The sequence below is a fragment of the Mucilaginibacter sp. genome (assembly GCF_965277465.1).
GTDB lineage: Bacteria > Bacteroidota > Bacteroidia > Sphingobacteriales > Sphingobacteriaceae > Mucilaginibacter.
Genome location: NZ_CBDICW010000002.1, coordinates 1,163,726 through 1,175,185, shown reverse-complemented (window position 1 = coordinate 1,175,185; position 11,460 = coordinate 1,163,726). Strand labels below are relative to the sequence as shown.

The window sequence follows — 11,460 nt, the reverse complement described above, 5'->3', positions numbered from 1 at the left end:
TGGATTTTATATGTCGGCTGTTTTAGCTTTAGCCTCGGTAACTTCTAATTTATCCTGCGTGTATTTTGACGGGCACTTCATCAGGATGGTTGAGGCATGAAACTCGGTGCCTATCATTTGCCCGGTAAGTACAATTTGTTCAGACTTTTCAAAGTCCTGCGGTTTGGTACCTGTAAAAACTACCTTACACTCCTGGCCTCTATTGTCTTTCACAAAAAAAGAGAAGTAATTAGCATCCTTGGTGGCATCGTAGTAAAGCTCTTTCCCTTTATCTAAATGACCCACCACATGTAGCTCGCTTGTGGTCTTTTTAGCATCGCTGAAATTACCATAAGTGCTTGAGCTGGAGTATGTAGAGATTATAACTGCTATAGCTATAGCAATCACAACCAAACCAAGTATCGAACTTCTTTTCATTAACGGTTTATCTCCTATATCTGGATTACAAAAATACAAAACGTTAACTTAATAATGTTTATTACAAGACATTAATCTTATTTAGAACTATTATAAATAGCAACAGAAATAAGGGCTAATTATGGTTTCGCCATCGCTGTTATTAAAGATGCATGGAATATGTCGCCTTCCATGTGCCCTTTAACTAAACCCCGGCAGCGTTTTCCAGCGAATCAAGCTTCATGCCTGTGAATACTACTTTACACTCCTGGCCACAATTATCTTTCATAAAAAAAGAAATGTTGTTGGCTTCATTCCGAATTTCCCTTGGTTTATCCAGATGCCCATTTGGCTAAAAACACAATATAATCTTTCTTAAATTCGCTTCAATGCAACCTTTTTGATATTTAAATCGTCTCCCAATTATGAGATCATACTTTCTTTTTACCGTCATTTTACTATCCGTAACTATAAGGTGTTACGCCATCCACGTTGATACTATTGTTACAGAAAGGCACTTTTCTAAAGCGCAATTAAATGACGATGTTTCCTATTTGATAAAAACTGTAGCAGATGTACATCCAAATATGTACCATGCTATTAGTAAAAGCAAGTATCAAAAGATAACTGATAGTGTTAGAAACACTTTTTTTGATGGTATGACCGGAGAACAAGCGTGGCCCGCTATATCTCGCTTGATTGGTATATTAAATGAGGGACACAGTGTTTTTAATTACCCCGACGACATAGGCAATCAATTAAAAAGTGGCAAAAGTATATTGTTCCCGGTAATTATAAAGGAGTTTAACGGTGTAAACCTTATTGTACGGGCTGACGCGTCAAAAGAAAATAAGTTACAAACCGGCGATCAGATCGTTAGTATTAACGGGATAACTTCTGCAAAGCTCATTGATACGTTGAGTGGTTATGCAGGAGGCCTTAAGCAATATCGTTCAATAGATGTTTGCAGAAATTTTATTGCATATTTATACCTATACCATATCGATGGTCCATATGAAATTAATTTTCTCCGCGACGGAAAGCTTTATCATTCCACTTTGAGTTCCTCTACCTGGTCAGCATTTACTACCCGTGTTTCAGAAATAGCCAAAACGCTGCCGAAATCTTTGCCCAAAGCCGACCATTCATTTTATATTTCGGAAAATAACGTCGCTAATCTTACTTTAAATTCACTAACTGCTAAGCCAGAGATATTTAAAAATTTCCTTGACTCTTGCTTTACCATAATCAAAAACAGCCCGCCGAATAAACTGATCATTGATCTGAGAAATAACGGCGGTGGAAATTCTGCACTGGCAGAAATATTGTTAAGCTACATTACTGAAAAGCCATTCCGTATGACTGGCGGTGTTAAATGGAAAGTCAGCCAGGAATATAAGGATCGAATTAAAAGGGATACATCAAAAAGAATGAGCTACTATTTAAATGCAAAGAATGGAACTTTAATTGAGAACAAGGGAAGCAACGCACAAAAGCCTATTGCAAATCCACTTCGGTATAAAGGTAAAATTTGGGTATTAATTGGCCCCCGCACTTTTTCCAGCGCAAATATGTTAGCTAATACCATTCAGGATTACAAACTTGCCAAGCTAATTGGCGAACCTTCAGGTGAACCGGCTAACGATTATGGTGAACTTATTGTCATTAAACTTCCAAATACTGGATTTAATTTTACGACATCGACGAAACAGTTTGTAAGAGCAAATGGGAATGCAAAAGACCAGCATCCAGTTATCCCTGATTATCTGATAAGTCATAACCCCCTATCGCCAACTGATGAAGTGCTTGATTTTGCTAATAAAAATTGAAACAAAACTTCCTGTAGTTGATTTGTTGAGGCATTACAATATTTGATGTTAAATAAGTTTCCTCTACGATCTCATGGAATAAACCTGAGTGCTATTTATTATGAGCGTTTTCCTGTAAAAAGCAATCCCTCTTCAAACAGATGAAGAGGGATTTAAATTTCATAAGTTATTATGAAAAAGTTTAGATTAAACACGATTTAGACTGTTAGGCATCATAAGTGTTACAGATCTTTGATAAGATAATTTGCAGCATTTTTAATATAAACAAAAAGCCCTCTTCAATTTTTTGAAGAGGGCTTTAAATACTTTAATCCTGTTGGGGATCTCCAATATTATTTATGGCCAGATACCAAGGTTTTGGTATGATATAGCTATTTTATTGATAGCACCTACCATAGCTGCACTGCGCAGGGTACCAATTTTAGGGTTGTTCACCAATATCTCACGGATCTCGTGGTACGAGCGGATCATGGTATCTTCCAAACCTGAGTTTACCAATTCCAGCTCTGACGCTCCTTTAATAATGGTTGAGCGCTGCATTGGCGTTAAAGCCACACCGGTAATACCTTCAACCATGTTTACCAGGTTAAGGTTGGTGTTTTCTTCAAAGCGCCTGTTCATGCGGCCAAAAGCAACATGCGATAGGTTTTTAAGCCACTCAAAATACGATACCGTAACACCACCCGCATTAGCATACATATCCGGGATAATGATACCGCCGTTAGCATAAAATATTGTTTCGGCTTCGGGCGTGGTTGGGCCGTTTGCACCTTCGGCAATAATTTTTGCCTTTATGTTATTAACGTTAGCCTCGGTTATCTGGTTCTCTAATGCAGCCGGTACCAAAATATCACAAGGTTGCTCCAGGCCTTCCATTGAGTTTTTAAACTCTTTTTTAGCACCTGCGTAACCTAATATTGAACCGGTTGCTTTGCGGTGCTGAAATACAGCCTCCACATCTAAACCATCCTCGTTATAAATTGCACCTTCAAATTCGCAAAGGCCAACAACTATACCGCCAAACTCTGCTAAAAATTTAGCCGAGTGGTAACCTACGTTACCCAAACCCTGTACAATTACCTTTTTGCCTGATATGCCGGGCAATAAGCCAATCTTCTGCATATCCTCGCCAACGCTCACACATTCGCGTATGGCTATAGCAACGCCCCTGCCGGTAGCCTCGCGGCGGCCTGCAATACCGTGTAATGCAATTGGTTTGCCTGTTACTGCACCCATTGCATCTAACTGGCCCGGGTTCATGGTAGCATAAGTATCGGCAATCCAGCTCATTTCACGCTCGCCCGATCCATAATCCGGTGCAGGTACGTCAATGCTGGGGCCAATAAAGTTTTTCTTGATCAGTTCAACCGTATAACGGCGGGTAATATTTTCAAGCTCCTGTACGGTGTAGTTTTTTGGGTTGATTTTGATCCCCCCTTTAGCACCCCCGAAAGGAACGTTTACGATAGCACATTTGTAGGTCATCAGTGCGGCAAGGGCCATCACTTCGTCCTCGTTAACCATTTCGCTGTAGCGGATACCGCCTTTAGTTGGTGATTGGTGCTGTGAGTGTTCAACCCTCCAGGCATCAATTACTTCAAAACCATTTCCGCGACGGATTGGAAAACGAAAACGGTAAACACTGTTACATGATTTTATCTGATCTAACAGACCGGTATCATGCTTGGTAAATTGCGCGGCGTAATCAAAATTCTTACATACATCACCAAAAAAGTGAGTGTCCTGATCAGCAACCGAATTATTAGTAGCCATAACTTTTGTTTATAATTATTAAATCCTTAAAAAAGTGCACAAATTTGGTACAATTTTTATCAATATCGCAAATTAATTATCGACAAATTCTTCCCGCCCACTAATCTTACACTTATATGTTTGTTTAAACCCAATAGGGCAAACATTTGAACTACTTTTCCTTTTCGATTTTTTTTAATCTCCTGTCTATTGAGAACAAATAGATCGCCAAACCAACAAAAATTATAACGATAATAGTGATCACAACGTAGATCTTGCCCGAGCGGCGCAGCACATCTGCCATTTCAACGTCTTGCGTTTGCTGTGCAAAAGTGGTTACATAACTCAGCAGCAAAAGTGCCAAAAACAATATTTTCTTCATGTTAACTTATTTCGTTCTTTTTATACTCAATTAAACGGATGCGGTAGCGGATAGATGCTATCCAGATTGCTAAGAAGCTCCATGCAATAAATGCAGGGTATAATACTACGCGCATACGGCTATCCAGGTCATACTTGTTAAAGCCGGGGTTACCACCGCTGCCCGGGTGCAGTGAACCTGTTAAACGTGGTAAAACAAATATCAGCACAATCATTATCGGGAAAGCAAAGATGTTATAGATGGCCGATATTTTGGCGCGTTTCTGCTCCTCATCTATCGAGTTACGGAGCACCAGGTAGGCACAGTAAAGTAAAAAGGCAATGGCAGCACTATTCTGTTTAGGATCGCCGCTCCAGAATGCGCCCCAGGTGTATTTAGCCCAAAGCATACCTGTTAACAGCCCAAGCGAATAAAACAGCATGCCGGTATTTACACACTCAACAGCAATCAGATCGTACTCTTCTTTTTCCGTTCGTAAATAAAGCACACTAAAAAAAACCGATATGGTAAATACGGTAAGCATTGCCATCCACATAGGCACGTGGAAATAAAGGTTCCGTATAGTTTCGTGCAATATGGCCAGGCGCGGTACGCCAAATAATATCCCTGCAATTAAGGTGTAAATAATGAGGATCACCACCAATACTTTCCACCAGGTTTGATATATAAATTTCATATTATTTATGCATGCAAAGGTAGTTGTTTTATTGATTAGTGAGTAGTTTACACAGTTTATTTAGGTGGATTAAGTTATAAACCCTATTCAAAACTAATCCGCTTAATCAAACCTTTGGCCGCTGCTTAATACTTAGCATCGGGCACATAATCAACCGGCAGCAGGTCAGATACCTTTGCCCTTGCCCAGGCACCCTCGTATAATGGCGAATTGGCTACAATAATTCCGTTGGTATCAAAAAGTGCGTAAGGAGCTGATAAGGTGATTACGCTTGTTTCAAAGTTTGACATATCCAGCGGGCGGTACAAATCCCTGTCGTAAGTATCATCGCGCCTGCGGGTATAGGTAACATACAGGTAGTTTTGAAAATGGATGGCATAAATACCAGGCTGATCGCTTTTATAAAATATTTCAAATGCCGAGTATGGCGGCTTCTGCACATTTTCGTGGTAATATTTCGACATATTTGCCAGCCCGATATAGTAATTGCCCGAGTCGGCCTTTCCCATATCTCTGAATATTTTGATCTTACGGCGTATCACATCATCACTTGGCCTTTCGGGGTTAAGGTAGCGGGTATATTTGTATACCACAAAACCATCTTCAGCCAGTTTATCCATGTATAATGAGCGGTAAAAATGCATGGCCGATCCGTAATAAGCTTCTTCGCGTTTTTGGTGCCACTTCTTTTTCTGTGCCTCGCTGCCGGGCAGATCTTCAAAAACCTGCTGCCCTTCCCGGGATACGATGCCCGATATATGATCAACCTTAAAATCATTAACCAGGTACTTTACCCTGTAGCCCAGTGCCTTATTCTCTACAATTAAAAACTCATCAGCATCGGCATGCAATACTTGTTTGGTTGGATTGTAGGTGATGTTCAGGATATGCGGATTCATCACGAAGCAGCTTTTGGCATTTAGATCGGTACCTATGAAATCCTTACGAAAGGCTTCATAGTTCTTTTTCCAATCGGCGCTTGAGGCTATAACTACCTCACGCAGCATCAGGGGCTTTGGTGCTAATTCAATATTAAGCTTTATGGGTTCGTTACCTACCAATACACTTTTTGAGTATTGCTCATACCCTAAAATGGTAACTACCAGGGTATATTGACCGGGCCTTACCCCGTAAAGGGTGTACTTACCGTCTTCGGCCGTTGCAGAACCTACAGAAGAATTACTTAGAAACACACTGGCCCGCGGTAAGGGCTTTTTTGTTTCTGAGTTTACAATAGTACCAGAAATTATTCCGTTTTGCGCCAGCGTAGCAAACGGAACTAATAAGTAAAAAAGGATGAGCCAGGGGAATCGCATCAATTAAAATTACAATTAAATTTCAAGATGCTAAAAAACACAATAAATATGAACTATAAATGAAATGTATCTAAATTGTTAGGTATTTACAAAGATTTAAGAAATTTTAACACTGCATTCCTGTCTGTTGCAGATAGATTTGAAAAATAGGCCTTTGATGGTGCCGCTTCTCCCCCATGCCACATAATGGCTTCGGTAATGGTACGTGCGCGTCCGTCGTGCAGGTAATAGCCAGGGTTGTTCACTGTTTCAAACAAACCAACACCCCATAAAGCTGCCGTGCGCCATTCCTGGCCGCCTGCAAGGTAATCGCTGCGGTTATCAGCAAGGCCCGGGCCCATATCATGTACCAGCATATCGGTATAAGGGTGTATAACCTGGTTTGATAACTGAGGGAAAGCCACATTTATACCTGTAGTAAGCGTTTGTTTGTGGCAGGTAGCGCATTTAGCTAATATAAATAATTGTTCGCCGCGTTTAGCAACAGCATCGGTAGTTAACCTGCGTGCAGGCACCTGCAATGTTTGTGCATAATATTTTACTGCGCTCAGCAAACTATCCGGCAATTCCGGGTCATCTTTTAAACCATCGTATTGTGATTGGCCAAAACTGCTTTCAACAGGGAGTATAGAAGTAGTTATTCCCATATCCTGGTTAAAGGCACTGGCAACCTGTGTCAGGATCGAAGCTGTATTTGCTTTCCAGCCAAAACGGCCCAATTGCTTGCTTTTGGTGGTAACATCCCACACATAATTGGCATGTCCTTTTATTCCATCGCCATTAGCATCATTAGGATCGGCCAATGCAACAATCTCACTTTCAGGAACAGCTTCTAACAGTCCTAAACCAAACATCGGCGGAGCTAAACGTGGCGAAAGCTGGTAGGCGCCGGATATAGGAATATATAAATTTGAAAGTGTATAGGTTGGCGTTCTTAACTCATAAGTTTCACCATCAGCAAATGAATAGGTTTGATAGGCATAATTAATATTTACCTTACACTCAGGCACCTTGCCAAACACTGCTTTATCCTGTAACTGCAGCCCGTAGCCGGGTACCGCAACCGGGCCGCCATTAGCATCAGTACCGGGCAGGCTTATACGTACCAATAATGATGATTGAAGATCGCCTGCTGTTGGTAAGCCAATACCATCATTATGATGGCAGTTGGTACACGATGTATTGTTAAAGATAGGGCCTAAACCACCATGAATTAAGGCAGGTGCTGTTACAAATGATTGATTAAAAACCAAATCACCCAGGGTATGTACGTGTTCGTCACGAACGCTTAAGCCTGAGAACATACTCCCAAAAGCTTGTGAGGTGGCATCAAAAGAGGTTTCGTCGCCACCTGAAAGCTGATCATTATACTGCTCTGCCGGAAACACTGCCGATTTTTGGCACTTCACTAATATCAATACCAAAACAACCAGTATACCTATTATTTTAAACTGTTTCAATTTACTTAGCTTAGTCTTTAATGTTTGCGTTTATAAAATCAGCAAGGTCGCCTTCAATGGTTGCTTTTAGCGTACGGATAGCCGCCTGCGTAGTTTTGATCTGATTTTGCTGGGTATAGATGGCTTTTTCGTAAGTAGCCGTAATACCGTTAAATGAGGCAATTGCCGAACTGATCTGCGATTGCAGTTTATTATCCAACGATGCATTTTTAGCTTTTACCAGCTCGCTTAAGCTATGGCCGCTGGCGCCGTTATAGCTGCTGAAGTACGCATTTTTAACACCTGTAATATTGTTTGTAAAATCGGTAACAGAGTTGTGGGAGAACGAAGACTCATCCAATGTTGAATCCTGGGCGGCAAGCGGGGTTTGCATTTTTTCGTTAGCAACCTCGTTACAAATATCGGCCATTGAGCCTACCAGCGCTAAAAACACAGCCTTTCGGGAGGTGAAGGTTACGCTTCCTTTACCGGCGTTGATAACCTGTAATGTAAAATTACCTGTTACCGCAGGGTCCCAGCTATTACGCAGCTGCGTAGTGGTGCTGTATAAACTTTGGGTTAATGAGGCCAGGTAAACTTTTTCGCGCGCGGTTATCTGCGATGCTTTTTTAGTGCTTCCAACACCAAATATAATATATTCAATAGCGTGGAAACCTTTAAGCGTTGTTCCTAAACTGGTAACATTTTCAACGCTAAGTGAGTTATTACTTGCTAATAATGAGTCAAGGTCAACTTTGTTAACCGGCCAGTCATCCATGTTCGGGTCGTAGTTAAAATCCTCAACGGGGCCAAACAAAAAGCCCTCGCATGATTCCCAGGCGCCACGTGTATTTTTCCATGCTGTACGGGTTTCGGCAAGGTTAGCATCTGTTGTATTGGCAATAAGCGTTGCGGCTGCATCTCTCATTATACCGGCCTTGGTTTGTATATCCTGGTAATCAGGATTAACCAGCACATTTGAAAAATCGGTTAAAACCTGTCCCTCTAAAGTAGTATCAGTACTTGTAGTGCCGGTGGTTTCTTTTTTACAGCTGTATACAGCTATTGCTACAATACAAAAAAGGGCTATTATAAAACTTTTCATAAGGGTAATTATTAAATATGGATGATGATCTGATCGGATATTATTTCTGTTGGATATTTTTTCAGTGGTTTTTCGGCAGGGCCGTTGGTAACATGGCCTTCATTATCAAAGGTGCTGCCGTGTAAGGTGCATTTAAAGCCATTTCCTGCTGTAATCAGCTGGTTATCGGCGTGGGTACAACGTAACAGCAATGCTGTATAAGTACCATCTTTTTCTTTTTTAAGACCGATGTTGTAGTATAAACTTTTAGGCTGGATAAGCTGAAAATCAGTAGTTGCAAATAATGATACCGGTACTTCTATTTTATTATCAACAGTGGTGGTTTTATAAACCGGCAACGCGGTACCGCAGGATGCCAGCGAACCAATAAGCATACCCGAACCTACGGCCACGCAAATGGAGCATGATTGTTTTACAAATTTTCTTCTATCCATGATACTTAAAATGAAAATGCAAGGCCCAGATCAACCAGGTTATTGTTTTGCTGGTATGGTAAAGAAACCGGGTTTGGGTTAATGATCAGCTCAGGGTTTTGCGTGCCCGTGTGAATTATCCTTACATCAGCCTTAATGGCTACGTTACGCATTGGTAAGTAAGTAAACCCTGCAACCACATGGTTTTGATCAAGCGTACCATCCACAATTCCGTTTGATGGTATGCTTGCGTTAATATCGAGCTTTTCATCCCGCACAAAAACAATAAATTGCTGCCCGTGCGCGGTGCGTACATTGTGTAACACATCATAGGCAACCTCTACATAAGCGCCATATTCAGTTTTTGGGGTATTATTGGCATAGGCCCTGTTAATGTTTGCAGCATCGGGTATTGATACCAATGCTCCTAAAGCCCTTAATGAAAAGCCGCCATTTGCATATTGAATGTCAGCCTCGCCAATGGCAACAGGCGTACCAAATATGCCCGAGCTTAAGCCTAAGCTATCAGCTTTGCGTTTGCTAACCCCAACCGTACCGCCGTAATAACCCGATACCTGGGCTTTGAAATTACCCTGGTAGTATTGTAAGGCAGCTGTAACTGCTAAATTATTGCCGGTGGCATTACGCCCCTCAAAACGGCCATCGCGGATACCTGTTCCATGATCAAACATGCCCGCGCTTAAGCCATTAACTAAACCTACCGAGTAATTAATGGGCAGGTTGTTCAAATTCCCATATAAACCAACCCCTAACTCGCGCCAGGTTGATGGCAGAATAAAAGTTTCTACATAGTTACGCTCATTACCGTTAAAGGTATTAGGCAGGTGATTTTCGTTCAGGATACCAATACGCGGTAAAAACAAACCGGCAACTATATATTGGTTGGCATTAAGGTTAAATTTTAAATAAGCTTGTTCAATTGATACCTCACCTCCCGATTCGCCGCCGGTAACTTTTGCATCCTCAACCTCTAACTCCGAGAAAACGGAGATCCTGTCGTTGAATTTATGACCGGTAAAAAGCACAAATCTTTCCAGATCAAGCTTTGAAGTACCCTGGTTTGAATTACGCTGATAAAACGCATTGCCATAACCGCCAATGGTGGTAGCGCTTTTTGAAAGGTTATTATTTAATGAATCTTCGGATGTGGTAAGTGGCGTTGTTTTTTGAGCAAATAGCGTTGCGGCTGTAAAAAGAAAAACAACTGATAAAGTAAAAGTTTTTGCTTGCATATCTGACGTTTAAATCGAAGCAAAGAAACATCTTATTTAGACTTAATCCAAATAAACTTAAACAAAAAATACACAACTATCCCATCTCCCTAAAAAAAGGAGATTAATCACGCCACAAAAAGGGAAAAAGAATTAATGCGGTTGCTATAACAATAACGTTAATAGCTAATAAAACGCCTACATCGCCGTAGCTTAAACTGCGCTGAAGGCCATCCATTGCGGCTTTACTAATGCGTATAAGCATCAGGATAACTGGAATAATAACGGGGAAACTTAAAATAGCCATCAGGGTACCATTATTACCCGCCTTAGAGGCAATGGCCGAGATCATGGTAAAAACAGTTGAAAAACTAATGCTGCCTAACAGTACGGTTAAAAAGTAATAAAGCGGATCGCCTACCGTATTCGGAAAAAAAACAAGGTAAACCACCAATGCCAAAACGCTGAGTAATGACATCAGTAATATATTATAAATGGTTTTTGAAAGAATGATGGAGTGCGGGCTTGCTATTGAATAATAATACAATAACCGGCTCTTACTCTCCTGCATAAAGCTTTTGGCAATAGCATTTACCGATGCAAAAAGTATAATTATCCAAAATAAAACATTCCATACAATGGGGTAACCTTTACTGCCTGCAAAACCGGGGTTTAAGTTAAGGGAGATATAACAGATAAATACGGTTGATACCACGTATAGCAAAACGCCGTTAAAGGCATACTTTGACCGCCACTCCAGCATAATTTCTTTTTTTAAAAGATACAGGGTTTGGTTAAAGAGTTGCATGGCGCAAAGGTAGTAATTTGGTTGATTTGCTATACTGCTGATTGAGCCTGAATAAACGCCCGGTTTGATTATTTAAATCAATTTATTAGTATTACGTTTTAGATTTAAAACA

General features: G+C 40.8%; 11 protein-coding genes. 1 reads left to right on the top strand and 10 read right to left on the bottom strand.

Going from position 1 to position 11,460, the window contains the following annotated elements:
* Positions 1-6: 6 nt before the first annotated feature.
* Positions 7-417 (bottom strand): cytochrome c maturation protein CcmE, encoded by a 411-nt coding sequence (locus ACQY4U_RS17585; protein ID WP_428330759.1) that lies wholly within the window; start codon positions 415-417, stop codon positions 7-9.
* 404 nt (positions 418-821) lie between these two features.
* Between ACQY4U_RS17585 and ACQY4U_RS17580 the strand changes: the two genes are divergently transcribed.
* Positions 822-2,225, top strand: a complete 1,404-nt coding sequence (locus tag ACQY4U_RS17580) for a S41 family peptidase (RefSeq protein ID WP_428330758.1) — start codon at positions 822-824, stop codon at positions 2,223-2,225.
* 336 nt (positions 2,226-2,561) lie between these two features.
* On the opposite strand, the gene ACQY4U_RS17575 is transcribed toward ACQY4U_RS17580, so the two are convergent.
* From ACQY4U_RS17575 to ACQY4U_RS17535, 9 genes are all read right to left on the bottom strand, one after another.
* Positions 2,562-3,998 carry a Glu/Leu/Phe/Val family dehydrogenase gene (locus tag ACQY4U_RS17575; RefSeq protein WP_428330757.1) on the bottom strand — a complete coding sequence of 479 codons (1,437 nt, stop codon included), beginning with the start codon at positions 3,996-3,998 and terminating at the stop codon, positions 2,562-2,564.
* Between the two features lie 151 nt (positions 3,999-4,149).
* The gene (locus ACQY4U_RS17570) at positions 4,150-4,359 is read right to left on the bottom strand and encodes a CcmD family protein (RefSeq protein ID WP_428330756.1); all 210 of its coding nucleotides are present in this window, start codon (positions 4,357-4,359) and stop codon (positions 4,150-4,152) included.
* Position 4,360: 1 nt separating this feature from the next.
* Positions 4,361-5,035 (bottom strand): cytochrome c biogenesis protein, encoded by a 675-nt coding sequence (locus ACQY4U_RS17565; RefSeq protein ID WP_428330755.1) that lies wholly within the window; start codon positions 5,033-5,035, stop codon positions 4,361-4,363.
* 125 nt (positions 5,036-5,160) lie between these two features.
* On the bottom strand, positions 5,161-6,351 hold the full coding sequence (locus tag ACQY4U_RS17560) for a carboxypeptidase-like regulatory domain-containing protein (RefSeq protein ID WP_428330754.1): 1,191 nt from the start codon (positions 6,349-6,351) through the stop codon (positions 5,161-5,163).
* An 86-nt stretch (positions 6,352-6,437) separates the two neighbouring features.
* Positions 6,438-7,811, bottom strand: coding sequence for a di-heme oxidoredictase family protein (locus ACQY4U_RS17555; protein WP_428330753.1), 1,374 nt, complete (start codon positions 7,809-7,811; stop codon positions 6,438-6,440).
* Positions 7,812-7,821: 10 nt separating this feature from the next.
* Positions 7,822-8,895: an imelysin family protein gene (locus tag ACQY4U_RS17550; protein WP_428330752.1), complete on the bottom strand. Its 1,074-nt coding sequence runs from the start codon at positions 8,893-8,895 to the stop codon at positions 7,822-7,824.
* 11 nt (positions 8,896-8,906) lie between these two features.
* Positions 8,907-9,329 (bottom strand): Rieske (2Fe-2S) protein, encoded by a 423-nt coding sequence (locus ACQY4U_RS17545; RefSeq protein ID WP_428330751.1) that lies wholly within the window; start codon positions 9,327-9,329, stop codon positions 8,907-8,909.
* A 5-nt stretch (positions 9,330-9,334) separates the two neighbouring features.
* A complete protein-coding gene (locus ACQY4U_RS17540; RefSeq protein ID WP_428330750.1) occupies positions 9,335-10,561 on the bottom strand; it encodes a hypothetical protein in 1,227 nt (408 codons plus the stop codon).
* Between the two features lie 103 nt (positions 10,562-10,664).
* Positions 10,665-11,348, bottom strand: a complete 684-nt coding sequence (locus ACQY4U_RS17535) for a heme exporter protein CcmB (RefSeq protein ID WP_428330749.1) — start codon at positions 11,346-11,348, stop codon at positions 10,665-10,667.
* Positions 11,349-11,460: the final 112 nt, after the last annotated feature.